At 73.5% G+C, this 19146-nt stretch carries 13 protein-coding genes and 1 pseudogene; 10 read left to right on the top strand and 4 right to left on the bottom strand.

Translation table 11 applies throughout. The annotated features are described in order from the left end of the window. Positions 1-81: 81 nt before the first annotated feature. Positions 82-948 (top strand): LysR family transcriptional regulator, encoded by an 867-nt coding sequence (locus tag ACZ7LE_RS15630; protein WP_470404166.1) that lies wholly within the window; start codon positions 82-84, stop codon positions 946-948. 65 nt (positions 949-1013) lie between these two features. Here ACZ7LE_RS15630 and ACZ7LE_RS15625 read toward each other — a convergent pair whose 3' ends face one another. Both ACZ7LE_RS15625 and ACZ7LE_RS15620 read right to left on the bottom strand, forming a co-directional pair. After that, positions 1014-3167, bottom strand: a complete 2154-nt coding sequence (locus tag ACZ7LE_RS15625) for an NPCBM/NEW2 domain-containing protein (RefSeq protein WP_470404165.1) — start codon at positions 3165-3167, stop codon at positions 1014-1016. A gap of 308 nt (positions 3168-3475) precedes the next feature. Further along, a complete protein-coding gene (locus ACZ7LE_RS15620) occupies positions 3476-4357 on the bottom strand; it encodes a helix-turn-helix domain-containing protein (protein ID WP_470404164.1) in 882 nt (293 codons plus the stop codon). Positions 4358-4487: 130 nt separating this feature from the next. Between ACZ7LE_RS15620 and ACZ7LE_RS15615 the strand changes: the two genes are divergently transcribed. The 8 genes from ACZ7LE_RS15615 (at position 4488) to ACZ7LE_RS15580 (ending at position 16023) form a co-directional block, all read left to right on the top strand. Further along, entirely contained in the window at positions 4488-7994 is a 3507-nt protein-coding gene (locus tag ACZ7LE_RS15615; RefSeq protein WP_470404163.1) for a DUF5107 domain-containing protein, read from the top strand. A 77-nt stretch (positions 7995-8071) separates the two neighbouring features. Then, positions 8072-9367: an ABC transporter substrate-binding protein gene (locus ACZ7LE_RS15610; RefSeq protein WP_470404162.1), complete on the top strand. Its 1296-nt coding sequence runs from the start codon at positions 8072-8074 to the stop codon at positions 9365-9367. Further along, complete coding sequence (locus tag ACZ7LE_RS15605; protein WP_470404161.1) at positions 9364-10269, top strand: carbohydrate ABC transporter permease; 906 nt, start codon at positions 9364-9366, stop codon at positions 10267-10269. Before ACZ7LE_RS15610 ends, ACZ7LE_RS15605 begins: the two co-directional genes overlap by 4 nt. Before the next feature lies 1 nt (position 10270). After that, complete coding sequence (locus ACZ7LE_RS15600) at positions 10271-11170, top strand: carbohydrate ABC transporter permease (protein ID WP_470404160.1); 900 nt, start codon at positions 10271-10273, stop codon at positions 11168-11170. Next, on the top strand, positions 11167-13254 hold the full coding sequence (locus ACZ7LE_RS15595; RefSeq protein ID WP_470404159.1) for an alpha-galactosidase: 2088 nt from the start codon (positions 11167-11169) through the stop codon (positions 13252-13254). The genes ACZ7LE_RS15600 and ACZ7LE_RS15595 overlap by 4 nt, the downstream gene beginning before the upstream one ends. Next, positions 13209-14084 carry a hypothetical protein gene (locus ACZ7LE_RS15590; protein WP_470404158.1) on the top strand — a complete coding sequence of 292 codons (876 nt, stop codon included), beginning with the start codon at positions 13209-13211 and terminating at the stop codon, positions 14082-14084. Before ACZ7LE_RS15595 ends, ACZ7LE_RS15590 begins: the two co-directional genes overlap by 46 nt. Before the next feature lie 89 nt (positions 14085-14173). Further along, complete coding sequence (locus tag ACZ7LE_RS15585; protein WP_470404157.1) at positions 14174-14920, top strand: sugar phosphate isomerase/epimerase family protein; 747 nt, start codon at positions 14174-14176, stop codon at positions 14918-14920. Next, a complete protein-coding gene (locus tag ACZ7LE_RS15580; protein ID WP_470404156.1) occupies positions 14917-16023 on the top strand; it encodes a Gfo/Idh/MocA family protein in 1107 nt (368 codons plus the stop codon). The genes ACZ7LE_RS15585 and ACZ7LE_RS15580 overlap by 4 nt, the downstream gene beginning before the upstream one ends. 260 nt (positions 16024-16283) lie before the next feature. Here the strand turns inward: ACZ7LE_RS15580 and ACZ7LE_RS15575 are convergent, their stop codons facing one another. Continuing rightward, positions 16284-16904, bottom strand: coding sequence for a TetR/AcrR family transcriptional regulator (locus ACZ7LE_RS15575; protein WP_470404155.1), 621 nt, complete (start codon positions 16902-16904; stop codon positions 16284-16286). On the opposite strand from ACZ7LE_RS15575, the pseudogene ACZ7LE_RS15570 reads away from it, so the two are divergent. Then, positions 16822-17379 (top strand): annotated as a pseudogene (locus tag ACZ7LE_RS15570) (NADPH-dependent F420 reductase); the annotation flags it as partial. The gene ACZ7LE_RS15575 and the pseudogene ACZ7LE_RS15570 overlap by 83 nt on opposite strands. 18 nt (positions 17380-17397) lie before the next feature. On the opposite strand, the gene ACZ7LE_RS15565 reads toward ACZ7LE_RS15570, so the two are convergent. Then, positions 17398-18945, bottom strand: a complete 1548-nt coding sequence (locus ACZ7LE_RS15565) for a recombinase family protein (protein WP_470404154.1) — start codon at positions 18943-18945, stop codon at positions 17398-17400. Between the last annotated feature and the right edge of the window lie 201 nt (positions 18946-19146).

Genomic DNA, 19146 nt, shown 5'->3' with positions numbered 1-19146 from the left:
ACTAGGAAGCGATAACCTAGAAGTCCAACAACTCTTCATCATCATTCCCAGAACTGGTGTTTCTTAATGGAACTGCGTCAGATGGAATACCTCGTGGCCCTGGCGGACGAGCGCCAGTTCACGAGGGCCGCCGAGCTCACCGGCGTCTCCCAGTCCGGGCTGTCCGCCGCCATCCGTAACCTCGAGGTCGAGCTGGGCACCCGGCTGTTCACCCGGACCACCCGGCGGGTCGAACCCACCGAGGCGGGCCTGGCGCTGCTGCCGTTCGCCCGCTCCATGCTCTCCTCCGCGACGGAAGCTCGCGATGCGGTGGTCCAGGTCTCCCGCGAGCTGGCCGGCACGCTGCGGGTCGGCTCGGAGCAGTGCCTCGGCGTCGTCGACGTGGCCACGCTGCTGGAACGCTTCCACCGGCGCTATCCGCGCGTCGAGATCGCCTTCCAGCAGGCGGGCTCGCACGAGCTGCTCGCGGGGGTGCGCGACGGCGAGCTGGACGCCGCGTTCGTGGCCACGGCCGACCACGTGGGCGTGCTGCCGCGGACCGTCCTGGGTGAGGAGCCGGTGGTCTTCCTCTGCCCGGCGGACCACCCGCTGGCGTCCCGCGCGGCCGTGGACCGGGGTGACCTGGGCGGTGAGAGCTTCATCGACTTCCACCCGTCCTGGGCGGTGCGGCAGATGAACGACGACGCCTTCGCGGCACGCGGGGTGCGGCGCCGGGTGCGGTTCACCGTCAACGACGTGCACACGCTGCTCGACCTGGTCGACCGCGGTCTCGGCGTCGCGCTCGTGCCCCGGCACGTCGCGGCGAAGCCCCAGGCGGCTCGCCTGGTCGCGCTCCCGGTCGCGGCGGACGGCGCGGCGAACTGGATCGTCTCGCTGGTCACGACCCCTGACCGCCAGGACTCCCCGGCCCCGCACCTCACGGAGCTCCTCACCGACCCCGATCGCTGAGTGCTGGGTATGTGCGGTCTCGAATCGGTTCGAGGGCGCACATACCCAGCACTCAGCGGAAGGGGTCAGCAGGTGGTGGCGAGGGTCAGCCAGTCGGCCCGGTCGTTGTAGCCGCCGTCGCCCGCGTCGCCCGCGCGGAGGGACAGGTCGCGGACCCCGGTCACGTCCAGCTCGAAGTCGATCGCCGTGCCGCGCTCCACTGTGCCGCTGCTCCAGAGGGTCTCGCCGTCGCCGACGACGTCGAACGTCGCCGTGCCGCCCTCCGGCCCGACCGTGCCGACGACGTCGTCGATGCCGACGCTCCCGGTCAGCGCGGTGCACGCGCCCCCGAGGTAGTACCGGACGTGCGACGGGGTGGCGACGCCGATCCCGGTCTGATGCACGACGCCGGCCACCGTGAGCGGGCTGCCGCCGCCCACGCTCTGGTCGACCGTGGGCTCCATCCAGCCGCTGCTCGCGCTCACCCACGGGTGCCGCGAGAGCACGACGTCGCTGCCGGACGGCGCCGCGGGCGCGACCGTCACGTGGGACGGCGGCGTGGCGATCCGCCCGGAGCCGGACGAGACGGACGCCGCGACGTCGTACCCGCCGGTCTCGGTCCCGACCGGGACCGACACCGTGAACGCGACCGTGGCCGAGCCGCCCGGCCGCACCACCCGGGGCGCGGCACCCAGCGCGCGCGCCGACCAGCCCTCGGGAACCGCCAGCGAGACGCGCGGCGACCGCACGGCCGTGCCGCCGTCGTTGTGCAGCGTCACCTCGGTGGTCAGCCGGTCGCCGGCCGCGGCCAGCAGGTCGGTCGTGGGCGCCACGGCGTCGGCCCCGACGGCCGTGAAGGCGGGCGGGGCGGCGACCAGGCGCGGGACGCCGCCCGGCCGGGACGGCGTGACCCGCAGCAGCGCGGCGCCGTGCGCCGGGACCGCGGCGCGGAGCGTGCCCGAGGACTGCGTGCGGGCGTCGGTCCAGGTGTCGAGCACCTCGAACGAGCGGCCACGCAGGCCCAGGTCACGGGCGGTCGTGGCGACCTCGGCGGGCCGGTCGCCGCGGTTCAGCAGCGCGACGGCGACCGATCCGTCCGCGAGCGGCTTGGCCCACGTCTCGGTGGTGCCGGCGGCGCCGACGCGGGTGCCCTGGAGGCCGAGCCGGTCCTGGTCGATCGCCAGCACGTCCTCGTCGAGCAGGATGTCCATCGACTCCTGGCTGAGCGTGCGCGGGTCGCTGGAGATGACCAGCGGCGCGGCCGCGACGGTCCACAGCGACATCTGCGTGCGGAACTCCTCGGTGGTCATGCCGAGCTCCGGGCCCAGGTAGTCCGGGTCGCTGAACCGCCCCGGCCCCGCGACCTCCGGGTGCCGCGCGTTGGCGTCGAAGTTGCGCAGCACGTCCTTGAACTGGATCTGCCCCACGAAGCCGACGTCGGTGTAGGTGCGCCAGGACTCCGCGATGTCGGGCGCGTAGGTCCACGACCACGTGGACTGCTGCTCCTCGGGATAGTCGCCCCAGTCCGGCGAGGTCACGGGGTTGCACAGGTTGAAGATCATCGACCGGCCCGAGCTGTTGTCCCGCAGCGCCGCCGAGAAGGCGCTGAACGCCTCTTGCGGGTCCAGGCCGGCGGTGATGCCGCAGAGGAAGTCGACCTTGACGGCGTCGTACCCCCACTCCGCGAAGGTGTCGGCGTCGGTCTGGTAGTGGCCGCCGCTGCCCAGGCCGCACGTGCCGGGGATGTACGGGCCGGCGTCGGTGTAGATGCCGGCGCGCAGGCCACGGTCGTGGATCTCGTCCGCCAGCGCGGCCATGCCGTCGGGGAACCGCGCGGCGTCGCCCTGCAGGCGGCCGTCGGCGCCGCGCGGCACGTCGGCCTGCCAGCCGCCGTCGAGCCACACGATGTCGTAGCCCGCGTCCGCGAGGCCCGACGAGACGAGGAAGTCGGCCACGTCCAGCACCTCGTCGGCGGTGAAGTCGCCGCCGAGGCCGTAGTACGTGTTCCAGCCCTGGTAGGGCGTGGGGCTGGGGCTGTCGGACGCCGGGGCGGTCGCCGCGGGCGCGGGGCCGACGGCGGTAGGGGTGCCGCCGGCGGTAGCGGGGCCGCCGGCGAGCGCGGGGCCGACAGCAGGCGCGGCCGGTGCCGCCGAGGCGCCCGCCGCCAGGCCGGTCGCGGCCAGCGCCGTCGTGAGCAGGGCGGCACTCGTCCTCGCCGCCCAGGTTCGTACGGTGAACATCCAGGGTCTCCTGACGTCGTCGTCGGCTCGGCCAAGAGGCCGAGGGGAGGGAACCCGCCCAGCAAACCCCGGGCCCGGGCCCGACGGAATGCAGAGGACGACGCACCCGCCTGGACGATCCGACGCGGCGGCCTGCGAGGGCTCACCCGATGATCGGCAGAATGTCAGGTGGTCGGCACCTCGGGCTGCCGACCACCTGACATTCTGCCGACCACCCGGAATCGCCAGCGACGGCGCCGGCGGCAGCGGCAGCAGCGCCGGCAGCAGCGCCGGCAGCAGTGGCGGCAGCAGCAGCGCCGCAGCGGTGGTCAGCGGTCGTGGAGGCCGCGGCGGAAGTCCGTGGGGCTGCACGAGTGCACGCTGCGGAACTGCCGCGAGAAGTAGAACGGGTCGGGGTAGCCCACCGAGCGCGCGATGTCGGCGACGGGCAGCTCCGTGGTGATGAGCAGCTCGCACGCCCGGGCCATCCGCAGCCGCTTGACGTACTCGACCACGCCGCCGCCGGTCGCGGCCCGGAAGCGCGCGGAGAAGTGCGACGTGCTCAGGCCGAACCGGCGGGCCAGCGCCGCCACCTCGACGACGGCGTCCAGGTGCGTGCGCAGGTACTCCTGCGCGGCCCGGACCGGTTCGCCGCGCACCGGGCTGCCCGCGGCGGCGTCGGCCCCGACCTGCGCGAGCACCGACCACGCGGCGCCCGCGCAGCGCAGCAGGCTGGGGTAGGTCTCGTCGGTCTCCAGGGCGTCGACGACGCGTTCGAGGTCGGCGACGACCCGCACCAGGTCGTGCACCTCGACAACGGCGACGTCGTCCGGCCCGGCGTGCCCGGCCAGGTGCCGCTCGAACTCGGCGGCGTCGTCGCCCCGGACGTGCATCCACCAGATCGTCCATGGGTCGTCGTCGTCCGCCCAGTACTCGTGCGGCACGCCCGCGGGGATGACGAGCGCCTGAGCAGCGCCGATACGGTGCAGGCCGCCCGGGGTGCGGCACCAGCCGCGCCCGGCGGAGGACACGATGACGATGGTCCCGACGGCGCCCTGCCGGCGGACCCGCCCGTGGTTCGTGGCGTGCGGGAAATAGCCCGCGTCCGTGACCAGCAGGCGCGAGGTGGGGCCCGCCTTCGACGTCGCGCGGACCACGGTGGTCGGCAGCACGCGCAGGCGCTGCCCGGGGAAGCCGTCACGGATGCGCACCCCTGGAGGGTAGCGCCGTCCGCCCGCCCGCGTCAGGGGGCGTTGCCCGCCGGGGAATCGTCGGATCGTCCAGGCAAGTGCATCGATACGTCGCTTCCGGGGCGCCCCGGAGGTTCGTAGCGTCGGACCCATGCTCGATGTGGAGTCCATGCTCGACCTTCCCGCCCGGCCCGACGACCTGGCCGGCCGGGCCGCGGCCGCCTGGGAGGCGCCGCTCACCCTGACCACCTACGAACCCCTGCCGCCCGACCGGTTCCCGGCGTACCTGGACCGGCGCGTCTACCAGGGGTCGTCCGGCCGCGTGTACCCCCTGCCGTTCCACCACCAGATCGCCGACGAGCCCCACCCGCGCGACTGGCAGGCGGTGCACCTGGAGAACGAGTGGCTGCGCGTGGTCGTGCTGCCGGAGCTGGGCGGGCGCATCCACGTGGCCCGCGAGCGGGGCAGCGGCCGGGACTTCTTCTGGACCAACCCCGTGATCAAGCCCGCGCTGGTGGGCCTGGCGGGGCCGTGGGTGGCGGGCGGCGTGGAGCTCAACTGGCCGCAGCACCACCGCCCGGCCACCTACCTTCCGGTCGACGTCGAGATCGAGGAGGAGCCGGACGGCGCCGTCGTCGTCTGGTGCTCCGACCACGACCCGTTCACCCGGATGAAGGGCATGCACGGCGTCCGGCTGCGCCCCGACAGCGCGGTGCTGGAGCTGACGGTGCGGCTCTACAACCGCAGCGAGCTGCCGCAGTCGTTCCTGTGGTGGGCCAACGTGGCGGCCAAGGTGGACGACGACTACCAGTCCTTCTTCCCGCACGACGTGACGTACGTGGCCGACCACGCGCGGCGCGCGATCACCGCGTTCCCGCACGCGGACCGCCCCTACTACGGCGTGGACTACCCGGCGCTCGCGGACCGGGGCGGCGACCGCCTCGACTGGTACCGCAACATCCCGGTGCCCACCTCGTACATGTGCCTCGCGAGCGACGAGGAGTTCTTCGGCGGCTACGACCACGCGGCGCGGCTCGGTTTCGTGCACGTCGCCGACCGTGCCCTCTCGCCCGGCAAGAAGCAGTGGACCTGGGGCAACGCCCCGTTCGGCCACGCCTGGGACGCCAACCTGGCCGACGACGGCTCGCACTACGTCGAGCTCATGGCCGGCGTGTTCACCGACAACCAGCCCGACTTCGCGTACCTGGCCCCGGGCGAGACCAAGGTCTTCTCCCAGTACTGGTACCCGTTCCGCGACGTCGGCCCGGTGGACCGGGCCACGCTCGACGCCGCGGTCCGGCTGGAGCGGTCGGGTCCGGGCGGGGACGACGGTGCTGTGCCGACGACGACGGCGCGCGTCGGCGTCGTCGTGCCGCGCCCCCTGGACGATCTGACGGTCACGCTCTCGGCCGACGGCGCGGTGCTGACCACCGACGTCGTCGCCGTGGACCCCATCCGCCCGGCCCTGCTGAGCCACGAGGTCCCCGCCGGCACTGGCCCCCTGACGGTCACGGTGACCCACGGGGACCGGACCCTGGTCACCTGGACCGAGACTGAGGCCGAGACCGGGACCCCGGCCGGCACGCCCCGTGACGAGGCCGAGCCCGACCCCGCCGAGGAGCCGCCCGCCCCCGACGAGGTCGGCACCGTCGAGGAGCTGGCGCTCGTCGCGGCGCACCTCGACCTGTACCGGCACGCCACGCGCTCGCCCGAGCCGTACTGGCGCGCGGCCCTGGACCGGGACCCGGGGCACGTGGACAGCCGGGTGGGCCTGGCCCGGCGTGCCTACGTGGCGGGCGACGCGGAGGCGGCGCGCGACCACCTGGAGCGCGCCGTCGCGCGGCTGACCCGCCTGCACCGCAGCCCCCGCGACACCACGGCGGTCTACCTGCTCGGCCTGGTCCGCGAGGAGCTCGGCGACGTCCCGGGTGCCTACGACGCCTACGCCCAGGCCGCCTGGTCGCGGGCCTGGCGGGCCGCCGCGGGCTACCGGATGGCGCGGCTCGACGCACGCGCCGGGCGGCACGCGGCCGCCCTGGACCGGCTGGCCGACGTGCGCCGCACCGAGCCCGACCACCTCCAGGCGCTCGCGCTGAGCGTGGTGTGCCACGGTCGGCTGCGGCAGCACACCGACGCGGCGGCCACCCTCGCCGCCGCCCGCGCCCTCGACCCGCTCGACGCGTGGCTGCGGCACCTGGACGGGCAGCCCGCCAGCGGCGACGCCCAGACCCTGCTCGACGTCGCGATCGAGCTCGCCGGGGTGGGGGAGCACGACGCCGCGCTCGCGTGCCTGGACGAGGCGGAGTCCCGCGAGGACCACCGGCCCGCCGGGCAGACCGCCGTCCGGCCGCTGCTCGCCTACCACCGTGCGCACGTGCTGCGGCTGGCCGGGCGCCCGGACGAGGCCGCCGCCGAGCGGGCCCGGGCCCGCGGGGTGGACGCCGCCTGGTGCTTCCCGGGCCGGCTCGCGGACGCCGCGGTGCTGCGCGAAGCGGCCGGCGCCGCCCCGTCCGACGCCCGCGCGCGGTCGCTCCTGGGGCACTGGACCTACGCCGCCGGGCGCCGGGGCGATGCTCTCGCGCTGTGGCGCGCGGCCGTCGAGCGGGACCCGTCCGACGCCGTGGCCTGGCGCAACATCGGTCTGGCCGCCGTCAACCACGAGCGCGACCTGGCCGGCGCGGCCGAGGCCTACGACCGGGCGTGCGCCGTCGCGCCGGACGACGCCCGGCTGCGCTACGAACGCGACCAGCTCGCGGCGCTGACGGGGGTCGGTCCGGGGGAGCGGCTCGAGATGCTGCTCGGGGGTCTCGACAGGCTCGACCAGCGGGGTGCCGGTCTCGACCAGCGGGGCGGGCCTCTCGACCGCGACGACCTCGCCGTCGAGGCCCTGCACCTCATGGTCACCGAGGGCCGGGCCGCCGAGGCCCTGGCGATCCTCGGCGGCCGCCGGCTGCACCCGTGGGAGGGCGGCGAGGGTCAGGCGCTCCTGGCCTGGGACCGCGCGCAGACCCACCGCGCCCTGGACGCGCTCGCGGAGGGCCGGGCCGCGGACGCCGTCGGGCACGTGCGCGCCGCCCTCGCCCCGCCGCCGACCCTGGGAGAGGCACGCCACCCCCTCGCGAGCACGGCGAACCTGCACCTGCTGCTGGGCGACGCGCTCGCGGCGGCCGGCACGGACGCGGCCGGCACAGCGGAAGCCCGGGACGCGTGGCGCACCGCCGCGACCCAGCGCGGCGACTTCGTCGAGATGAGCACGCAGGAGCACGGCGAGCAGACCTTCTGGACGGTCCTCGCGCTGCGCCGCACCGGCGAGACCGCGGCCGCCGACGACCTGACGGCGGCGCTGCGCGCCTACCGCGACGCGTACGCCGTCGAGGTGCCGCGCGTCGACTACTTCGCCACCTCGCTGCCCGACCTCCTGCTGTTCGAGGAGGACCCGCTGCGCGTGCGCGACCGGCGTGTCCTCGTGCTGGACGCCCAGCTCGCGCTGCTGGCCGGCGACACCGCGACGGCCGAGGCCCTGTTGGGCCGCCCGGAGCTCGCGGCGTCGCGGCACGCGGCCGACCTGCGGCACGCCGTCGCCCGTCGCGGCGAGGCGCTGCTGCGCGGGCCCGCCGCCGTCGTCCGGGAGGCTGTGCACCCGGCCGCAGGAACCTGACGGGCGCGGACCGACCCGCGCCCGTGATCTGAGCAGTACCAGGTGCGCCAACGAGGGCGCACGGAGGAGGAACAAAGATGTCCAAGCGAACGATCACCCGCCGCGAGCTGCTCGCGGGCGGTATGACGCTGGGTGCGGCGAGCCTGCTGGCCGCATGCGTGGGGACGACGTCGGGCGGCAGCGGCGGTGGCGGGGGCGGCGCGAGCTCCGGCCTGATCACGCTGCAGAACTCGATCCAGGACGCGGACCCGAAGGCCGCCCTGGAGGCGCTGGTCAAGGCGTACCCCGGCGGCGACGTGACGATGAACTCGGTGGCCACCGAGCAGTTCCGGGCGCAGCTGACGAACTACCTGCGCTCCGGCGACTCGCCCGAGGTGCTGAGCTGGTACGCCGGGTCCGTGGCCCGGTCCTATGCCGAGGAGGGTCTGCTGCTCGACGTGTCGCCCCTGTGGGAGGGCGACGGCGCGTGCGCCGGGTACTCGGACGCGCTGCGCAGCCTGTCCAGCGACGCGTCGGGCAACCAGATCTTCGTGCCGACCAGCTACTACTGGTGGAGCGTCTTCTACAAGAAGTCGGCGTTCGAGAAGTGGGGCGTGGAGCCGCCCACGTCGTGGGACGAGTTCCACGCGCTGTGCGAGAACCTCAGCGGCCAGGGCATCGTGCCGCTGACCAACGGCCTGTCGTCCACGCCGTGGATGGCGTCGGGCTGGTTCGACTACCTGGACCTGCGGATCAACGGGGCCCAGTACCACCGGGAGCTGCTGGCCGGCGAGCACGCCTTCAACGACCCCGAGGTGGTGGCCGTCATGGAGGAGTACAAGCGGCTCATCCCGTACTTCGACAAGAACGCGGCCTCCTACACCGCGCAGGACGCCGCCACGCCCGTGGCCCAGGACAAGTCGGCCATGTACCTCGTCGGGGCGTTCGTCTCCGGCTACTTCCCCGAGGACCAGCGCGACGACCTCGACTTCTTCTCCGTGCCCGTCATCAACGACTCGGTGCCGACGGCCGAGGAGGCCCCGACCGACGGCTTCTTCGCCGCCGCCCGGAGCGACAACCACCAGGGCGCCCGGGACCTGCTGAGCTACCTCGCGTCCGCCGACTCGCAGCAGCAGTACATCGAGCAGTCCAAGTCCGCCAACCTGCCCACCTCGCCCGACGTCGACACCACGTCGTTCAGCCCGCTGGTGCAGAAGGGCATCGAGCTGCTGAACAACACCGAGGAGATCACGCAGTTCTTCAACCGCGACTCCTCGGACGCCCTCCAGGCCACCGCCGACACCGCCCTGACCAAGTTCCTCGCCGACCCGGGCTCCATGAAGAAGACCCTCGACGAGTGGCAGACGGCGGCCGAGGGGGTCTTCGCGTCGTGAGCGCGCAGCCGTCCACCGCGACCCGCCGCCCGAACCGGTTCGCCCGCGTCCCGCTGCTCGTCTGGGTGTTCCTGCTGGTCCCGTTCGTGGTCGAGCTGTTCTGGGTGTTCTGGCCGGCGGCCAACTCGTTCTCGCTCGCCCTGACCCGCTGGGACGGGATCGGTCTGGCCGAGCCCGTGGGCCTGCAGAACTTCCGCGACCTGGCCGCCGACCCGATCTTCCTGACCGCCCTGCGCAACAACGTGATCTGGGTGCTCGGCTTCGGCGGCCTGTCCGTGGTGGGCGGCCTCGCCCTCGCGGTCACCCTGAACAAGCCCGGCCCGATGGTGAGCCTCTACCGCAGCGCCATCTACCTGCCGATGGTCGTCTCGCTCGCCGTCAGCGGCCTGTTCTGGCGCGTCATGTACGCGCCCGACGGGCCGATCAACGGCACCCTCGGCCTGCTCGGTCTCGAGCACCTGGAACGCCAGTGGCTCGCCGACCCCGCCGTCGCCCTCGGGGCCGTGCTCATCGCCGCCGTCTGGCGCCAGGTCGGCTACATCATGGTGCTGTACCTGGCCGGCCTCAAGGGCACCGACGGCACGCTGGAGGAGGCCGCCGCCGTCGACGGCGCCAACGCGTGGCAGCGGTTCTGGCGCATCGTCATGCCGCAGCTGCGCGGCGTGAACATGGTCGTCTTCGCCGTGACCGTCATCGACTCGCTGCGCACCTTCGACATCGTCTGGGCGATGACCCGCGGCGGCCCCTACAACGAGACCCAGCTCCTGAGCACCTACATGTTCCAGCAGGCCTTCACCACGGGGAACCTCGGCTACGCCTCCGCCATCGCGGTGGTCATCTTCGCCCTCGCGATCGGCTTCATCATCACCTACCTCGCCCGCCAGGCCCGGACGGAGGACTGACATGTCAGCACTCGCCCCACCCGCCGCGACCGGCGCCCCGACGACGGCCAGCAGACGGCCCGCCGCCCGGCGGCGCCGGCCCAAGCCCGCCCGCTCGCCGTGGCTGCACGTCGCGATGGTCCCGGTCACGTTGCTGTGGCTGAGCCCCATCGTGTTCGTGCTGTTCGTCGCGGTGCGCTCCTACGACGACATCGCCGGCCGCGGCCTCGGCGCCCTCCCGGCGTCGTTCAGCCTCGACGGCTTCACCACCGCCCTGACCGCGGGCGGCGTGCTGCGCTCTCTCGGCAACAGCGTGCTCGTGACCGTGTGCGCCGTGATCCTCTCCCTGGCGCTGTCGTCGTTCGCCGCGTACGCCCTGAGCCGGTTCGACATCCCGTTCCGTCGGACCATCCTGCTCACCATGCTCGCCGGCAACCTGCTGCCCCCGCAGATCCTGCTCGTGCCGGTCGCGTCGATCACCGAGGCCATCGGCATCGGCGACACGCTCACCGCCCTCGTCGTGGTCCAGGTCGGGTTCGGCATCGGCTTCTACACCTTCGTGCTGCACGGGTTCATGCGCAGCCTCCCGAACGAGGTCTTCGAGGCCGCGCGGCTCGACGGCGCCGGCCCCGGCGGCATCTTCTGGCGCATCGTGCTGCCCCTGTCGCGGCCGTCCCTGGCGGCGCTCGCGGCCCTCGCCACGACCTGGATCTTCAACGACCTGATCTGGGCGATGACGGTGCTGCGCACCGAGGCGAAGTTCCCGATCACCGCGGCCCTGCTCAACCTGCAGGGCGGGTTCTCGAGCGCGTGGAACGTGGTGGCGGCGGGCTCGTTGATCGCGGCCGTGCCGACGGCGATCGTGTTCTTCCTGTTCCAGAAGCAGTTCGTGTCCGGACTTCTCGTAGGAGCCAACAAGTGACCTGGATTCTTCCGACCCGCTCGGGTCAGTACGTCGTGGGCGAGGCGCCGCGCGGGGCCGGGCTGGTTGCCGTCGGCTGGGGGCCCGGAGCCGACGGCGCGGTGCCGCCCGTGGCGGCGACGTCGTCCTTCGAGGCGGACCTCGACCTGCTGCCCCTGGAGGCCACGGCGCTCGGCACGCGCAACGTGCACGGCGCGGAGCTGGTGGTCCGGCGCGCGGACGGCGTCCGGGGCGCGCGCCTCGCCCTGACCGGCGAGGTCTCGCTCACCCAGGACGACGACGGCGGCACGCACCTGGTCTGCCCGCTCGCCGACGAGGTGCTCGGCCTCGGCGTGACCCTGCACCTCAGGACCCACCCGGACCACGACGTCGTGGAGAAGTGGACTCGCCTCGACAACCGTTCGGCGCAGCCGATCGAGGTGCTGCGCGGCTGGGGCGGGGCGTTCACCGTGCCGACGTCGGGCGGGGCGCAGGTGGACCTGCTCGGCGGGGCGTGGTCGCGGGAGTTCACGCCGTTCCGTACCGGTCTGGGCGCGGGCACCCTGAGCATCGGCAGCCGGCAGGGCATCACGTCGCACACGTACGCGCCGGTCGTGACGGTCGTGGCCGCCGGAACGGACGGGGTGGTCCGCTCCGCCGGAACGGACGCCCCCGTCCGGTACGGCGTCGCCCTCGCCTACAGCGGCTCGTGGCGGATGGCCCTCGACGCCGTCCCGTTCGCCGACCACGTCCGCGTCTCGGCCGGGCCGGACGACGAGTCGGGCATCCTCACCCTGGGCCCCGGCGCCACGCTGACCACCCCGGTCCTGGCCGGCGTGCGGGTCGACGGCGACGCCGACGATCTGGCGCAGGCCTGGCACGAGTACGAGGCGACCCTGGCCCGCACCCGCGGCCCCGAGCACCGGCCCGTCGTCTACAACTCGTGGTTCGCCACCACGTTCGACGTCCGCGTGGAGCACCAGCTCCGGCTCGCGCAGGCGGCGGCCGAGGTGGGCGCGGAGGTCTTCGTGGTCGACGACGGCTGGTTCCGCGGCCGCACGACCGACCGGGCCGCGCTGGGCGACTGGGAGGTCGACACCGAGCGCATCCCCGGCGGCCTCGGGCCGCTCGCCGACGGCGTCCAGGCGTTCGGCATGCGCTTCGGCCTCTGGGTCGAGCCCGAGGCGGTCAGCCCCGACAGCGACCTGTACCGCGCGCACCCCGAGTGGGCGCACCACGTGGACGGGCGTCCCCTGGAGACGCTGCGCCACCAGTACATGCTGAACCTCGGCCTGCCCGAGGTCGAGGAGTGGGTGCTCGGCACGCTGCGCCGGCTGCTGACCGACACCGACATCACGTACCTCAAGTGGGACATGAACCGCTCCATCGCCGACGGCGGGCGCACCGCCCCGGGCGGCGACGACTGGTCCTGGCGGCACACCCAGGCCTACTACCGGGTGCTCGACGCGCTGCGCGCCGAGTTCCCGCGGGTCACCGTCGAGGGCTGTGCGGGCGGCGGCGGCCGGATCGACCACGCCGTCCTCGCCCGGACCGACGTCGTCTGGCCCAGCGACGAGACCGGGCCGCGCGACCGGCTGGCGATCCAGCACGGGTTCCTGGGCGTGCTGCCCGCGTGGACCATGAGCTCGTGGGTCACCGACCTGCCTGACAACCTCGACGCCGACCGGCAGAGCGCACCGGCGAGCCTGGAGTTCCGGTTCGTCGTGGCCATGGCCGGCGTGCTCGGTATCGGGGCGGACCTCCTGGCCTGGGACGACGCGACCCGGAAGCGGGCGGCGTCGTTCGTGGACCTGTACCGCTCGATCCGCCCGGTGGTGCACACCGGGCGGGTCCGGCGGCACGGCGCCCCGGCCGACCCGGCGTGCGCGGTGCAGTACACGGGGACCGACACGGTGGTGGTGCTGGCCTGGCGTCGCACCGGTGCCCCGGGACTCACCGTGCGCCTGTGCGACCTGGACCCGGACGCGCAGTACCGGGTGCGGGGCGAGGACGAGGTGCGGACGGGCGCGGCCCTCGCGGCCGACGGCCTGGACGTGCCGTGGACCTGGCAGGACTGCGACGTCGTCCTGCTGGACCGGGTGTGACGGGGCCGGGCGCGGGCCGGCCGCTCACCGTCCGCACCGACCCGGCCCTCGGCGGCCGCTGGACCTCGCTGGCCACGCCGGAGCGCGAGTGGCTCTGGCGCAACCCGTGGGTCCCGGCGGCAGCCCGGACGGGGGTCGCCCCTGGCGACCCGTTCGTCGATGCCGGCGGCGGCGAGGAGTGCCTGCCGACGATCGGCGGGCCGAGCGACCACGGCGAGGTGTGGTCCCGGCCCTGGTCGGACGGCGGCGACGGCGCGGCGCGGGTCCGGGCCGGGAACCTCGCCCTGAGCCGCCGCCTCCGGGCGGACGACGGCGTGGTCCGCGCCCGCTACACGATCGACGGCCCGCCGGGCGCCGGCCTGCTGCACGCCGTGCACCTGCTGCTCGACCTCGGTCCGGACGCGCGCCTGGAGGTCCCCGGCCGCCCGGACACCCTGGTGGTCGAGTGGCCGGAGCCCGGAGCGACGCGGGCCGGCACCTGGCCCGACGGCAGGGGAGTGCCGCTCGACGTCCTCGGCCCGGACGACGGGACCGCCCGGTGCGCGGTGGTCGCGACCGACCGGCTCGACGTCGTGGACGGCGCCGACCGGCTCGTGCTGCGCTGGGGCGTCGGGTCGGGGTACGCCGCCCCGGTGTCTTTGGTGGTGTGGCGCAACCTCGGCGGCTGGCCCGACACCGGCCCGTACCGGTCGGTCGGCGTCGAACCCATGCTCGGGGCGGAGACGAACCTCGACCGCGCGGCCCCGGACCGGCTGGCCCACCTGGACGGGCACGGCCGGCTGGAGTGGTGGCTGGACGTGAGTGGAGGCGCACAGAATCTTCCACTGTAAGAATTTCGTCGCTACCATCGTCGGCGGTACTCAGCGACGCGGCCGCAACGGGGTGGCCGGGGAGAGGCCGTGCCGAACGAAGGAGTTCCATGCCGACGACGCCTGTGACATCCGTACAGCTCTACTCGGTCCGAGACGCGGTAGCTGACGACCTGGACGGCGCCGTGGCGCGCCTGGCCGAGATCGGCCTGCGGCACGTGGAGCCGTACGCCTTCCACGAGCGCACCGACGACTACCTGCGGGCGTTCGCGGCGACGGGCGTGACCGCGCCGTCGGGCCACGCACCCGTGCTCGCGGCCGAGACCCCAGAGGCGATCTTCGACGCCGCCGTCGCACTGGGGATGGCGACCGTGATCGACCCGTTCCTGCCCGCGGAGGAGTGGCAGACGGCCGACCAGGTGGCCCGGCTCGCCGAGCGGGTCAACGCCCTGGCGGCGCTCGCCGCGCACCGGGGTCTGGAGTTCGGGTACCACAACCACGCCTGGGAGCTGGGCACGCGCCTCGGCGACCGGCACGCCCTGGAGGTGTTCGTGGAGCACCTGGCGCCGGAGGTGGTGCTGGAGGTCGACACGTACTGGGCGGCCGTCGGGGGAGCGGACGTCCCGGCGCTGCTCGCGGCCCTGGGCGACCGGGTGCGCCTGATCCACGTCAAGGACGGCACGCTGGACGGTGACGTCGACCGGCAGCAGCCGGCCGGTTCGGGCGAGGTCGACGTGCCCGCCATCCTGGCTGCGGCCCCGGCGGCGACCCGGGTCATCGAGTTCGACGCCTACGGCGGGGACGTGTTCGAGGGCATCGCGGAGTCCCTGGCCTGGCTGACGGAGCACGACCGGTGAGCGGGCCGAACGCCGCGGGCGTCGGCATCGTCGGGGCCGGCAACATCTCGACCCAGTACCTGGAGAACCTGACGCGGTTCCCCGACGTCGAGGTGCGGTTCGTCGCCGACCTCGACCTCGCGCGTGCCGCCGAGCGGGCCCGGGAGTACGGCGTTCCGGCGTCCGGCAGCGTGGACGAGCTGCTGGCCCGGGACGACGTCGACGTGGTCGTGAACCTCACCGTCCCCGCGGTGCACACCGAGGTGGGGCACCGCATCCTGGCCGCCGGCAAGCACGTGTGGAGCGAGAAGCCGGTCGCGCTCGACGCCGACGGCGCGGCCGCTCTGCTGGCGGACGCCGAGGCGCGCGGCCTGCGCGTCGCGTGCGCCCCGGACACGGTGCTGGGTGCCGGCATCCAGACGGCGCTGCGGGCGATCGCGCGCGGCGACATCGGGGAGCCGCTGACGGCGACCACGATGTTCCACGTGCCCGGGCCGGAGTCCTGGCACCCGAGCCCCGACTTCCTGTTCGCGCTCGGCGGCGGCCCGCTGTTCGACATGGGGCCGTACTACGTGACCACGCTGGTGCACGTCCTCGGCTCCGCGACCCGGGTCCAGGCCGTGGCCTCCACCTCCCGGCAGACCCGCACCATCGGCAGCGGCCCCCGGGCGGGCGAGGTGTTCCCCGTCGAGGTGCCGACCCACCACGCCGCGATCATCGAGTTCGGCGAGGGGCGGTCGGCGCAGTCGACGTTCTCGTTCCAGCACGCGCTGCCCCGCAGCGGGTTCGTCGAGGTCAACGGCACCGAGGGCACGATCGTGCTGCCCGACCCGAACGGGTTCGACGGCGCGTCGTCCCTGTGGCGCTACGGCTCCGACGAGCCGACGGCGCTCCCGGCGTCCGGCCCGGAGTTCGGGCGCGGCGCCGGCGTCGTCGACCTGGTGCGCTCGATCCGCGACGGCGGCACCGAGCGGGCGTCGGGCGCGGTGGCGGCGCACGTCCTGGACATCCTGCTCGGGATCCGGGACGCCGCCGCGGCCGGACAACCGGTGAAGATCGCCTCAGCCGTCGGGCCGGTCGCGCCGCTGCCGGAGGGCTGGGACCCGGCCGAGGCGACGGGGTAGGGCCGGTACCGCCTCGCCGGGCCGGTCCGGTTCGCTCGGCGAGGCGGCGCGGGAAGCAAGGTGTACGCGGACGGCTCTGGCCGGGTGGGCTGAACTTCGTTCGGCCGTGACACGGCTTTGCCGGCTTAGCCGGACAGTCCGGTCGGGCCGGATTCGGCGGGTCCAGGACAGCCCGAATACAGCCCACCCGGCCAGTCCTCTCCGAGTACACCTCACTACCCGCGGTACACCTCGCAATCCGCGGTGGGACGCGACGAGACCTACTCCGGCGCCGCCGGGTGCTCGCTTCCGGGCAGCAGCCGTTCCAGGAGCTCCAGCGACCGCCGCACGTCCACGGCCTCCGGGTCCAGCAACCATTGGAGCTGGAGGCCGTCGGACGCCGCCGCGACCAGCGCGGCGGCGTCGTCCGGGTCGATGTCGGCGGCGATCACGCCGGAGGCCTGGCCCGCCCGGACCCGTTCGGCGAGGTCGGCGCGGACGCCCCGGAACCGGGCTCGCACGAACTCGCGGGTGTCCGGGTGCTGCTCCGCCTGGAGCGCGTCGGTGGTGAGCGTCGCGTACAGCTCGACCAGGCCGGGGATGGTCGCGTTGCGCTCGGCGCTGCGCTCCATCAGGGCGACCGCCGAGACCTCCTCCGGGGCCGCGGGCTCCGCGGCCCGGGCCTCGTGCGCCCGGTACACCTCGACGAGCAGCTCGTCGCGGTGCGCGAAGTAGTAGCGCAGCGCGGCGTGCGAGACGCCGATCGCCTCGCCGATGGCCCGCAGGGACGCGCCCACGCCGCGCTCGGCGAAGACGGCGATGGCGCTCGTGAGGATCTGGGCGCGCCGCTCCGGGGCCCTCCGGTACGACCGTGCCTGGGCTCCCGCGTCGCCGTTCACCATGGGGGCCATCGTACGAACGACCGCCAGGAATCCCCTGGGCGGGAGCGGGTGGAATGCGGTGCCCGTCCGCGGGGTTGCCGAGCGTATGACTACCTTCGGCATCATCGGAGCAGGACACATCGGCAGCCAGGTCGCCCGCGTGGCGATCGCGCAGGGCAACGAGGTCGTGATCGCCAACTCGCGCGGCCCCGAGACGCTCGCCGATCTCGTCGAGGAGCTCGGGCCCAAGGCCCGCGCCGCGACCGCGCAGGAGGCGGCAGAGGCCGCCGACGTCGCCGTGATCTCGGTGCCGCTGAAGGCCTACCGCGACATCCCGGTCGAGCCGCTCGCGGGCAAGGTCGTGCTCGACACCAATAACTACTACTGGGAGCGCGACGGCCACATCGAGGCCCTGGACCGCGGCGAGGCGACCACCGCCGGCCTGCTCCAGGAGCACCTGCCGACGTCCAAGGTCGTCAAGGCGTTCAACCACGTGAGTGTTGTCTGATCGGAACTAGCGGGGTACGACGTGGACCATAGCGCGGCGGGTCTTGTTTCGGGCACCCTCGACGGGCGTAATTCGCCCAGTCTTCACCTCGACACGGTCGATCAGGCGACGCAGGATGCTCCGCTGGTGCTCAACGGGGAGCGTGTCCCAGTCGTGTAGCGCCTCGGCCGCGATCACCTCGGGAGGGGTGTGGTCGGTCGCGTTCAGTCGCTCCTGCCGGCGCAGGAGCGTGGTGATCTTGGACTGGAGGTCGGCAAGGATGGACGGCCAGATCTCCTCGGGGATGAGGTCGGCGACGTAGCGCCGGGTCTGGCGGTCGAGGTCGGCCCGCGCAGCAGAGATCTCGGTGTCGAGCTGGGCGAGCTCATTGCTGCGGTCGGCCGCGGCGGCAGCTGCGAGGGCAACGGCGTCCTCGACACGGTCGGCGGTTTTCCGGAGCCACTTCATGACGTCGGCTTCGACGTTGGTTGAGACGGCGGCGCTGCGCGGGTGAACGAGCTCGTTCGCTGCACGTGCACAGAAGACGACCATGACCCCCTCGCGTTGCCGGCGGTAGGCCATCCGTCCGTTGCAGGGCTCTCCGTCTACGTCTGTCACGCATCGGACCAGGCCGACTAACAGGTGCTCGGATCGTTCGGCACGGGCGCTCTGTGGGCGTCCGCGCTCGGCGCGGGCTGCCTGGAACCTCTCCCAGGTGGCGGCGTCGATGACGGCCTCGTGCGCGCCGGCTCGGAAGATGCGCTGCTTACAGCTGCCTGTGGACGCGTGCTTGCGCTTGCACTCCGGGTCATGGTGGTTGAGCAGGCCGGCACCGAAGCCGGAGTCGAGCATGCGCCGGATCGTGGTGGAGGTCCATTTCCCCTTGCCCTTGACGTCGTTGCCGTAGTCGACGGGCCGTGTCCCAGTGTCCTTCATCCAGCCCGTGACGGCGTAGAACGAGTCGCCGGCGACGTAGCGACGGTATGCCTCGGCGAGCACGGGTCCGGTGATCGGGTCGGGCACGAAGCCGGTCTCGCGTGAGTAGCTGTAGCCGAAGCGTGGCCGTCCGTTGATGGGCAGGCCGCGCTCAAGGCGGTTCTGGTGCGTCTCGCGCCAGGTCTCACCGATCTGGTCGGCCTGGAACGCATTCACCTCGGCGAGCACGCCTCGCTGGAAGCGCCCCGCGCTGGTTGTGGCGTCGAGCTCCTCCGTCGCCGATTCCAGAATGCCGTGGGCCGATTCGATTCGGTCGACCGCGATTGCCCATCGGACGCGGTTTCGGGCGAAGCGCGAGTATTTCCAGGCCACGATGCCGTCGACCTCGCCGGCCTCGACACGTTCGATCTGTGCGTCGAGTGTGGGCCACCATGCGGAGCGGCGCTGGGAGCCGGACTGGTCGATGGCCTCGACGGTGTCGACGATTTTCCAGCCGCGTCGTGGTGCATCGCGTTCGATGGCTGCCAGCTGCAGCTCGGGGGACAGGAGCTGTTCCCCGCGGTCGCCTTCGTCGGACACGCGGATGATCGCGATGACGCGCCGGAGCGCGCGCGGGACGGCGGCGAGTTGTGCGCCCATTTGTACCTCCTCGTCGGTTTTGTAAAGCACTCGATGAATTCGCATTCAAATGGGTGATGTCATCACATGGGATATCAATTCACCCGGGTGATCGGTACTGGGAAAAGTCGGACAAGTGGCGCATTCGGCCGGGTGGCGAGTTGCAGACTTACGTGCATGCCACATACGGGGGAAAACAGGGGCAAGGGTGTCCTGCGGGGG

The organism is Promicromonospora sp. NPDC110617 (genome assembly GCF_055598465.1).
This window is presented reverse-complemented; position numbering and strand designations above follow the sequence as displayed.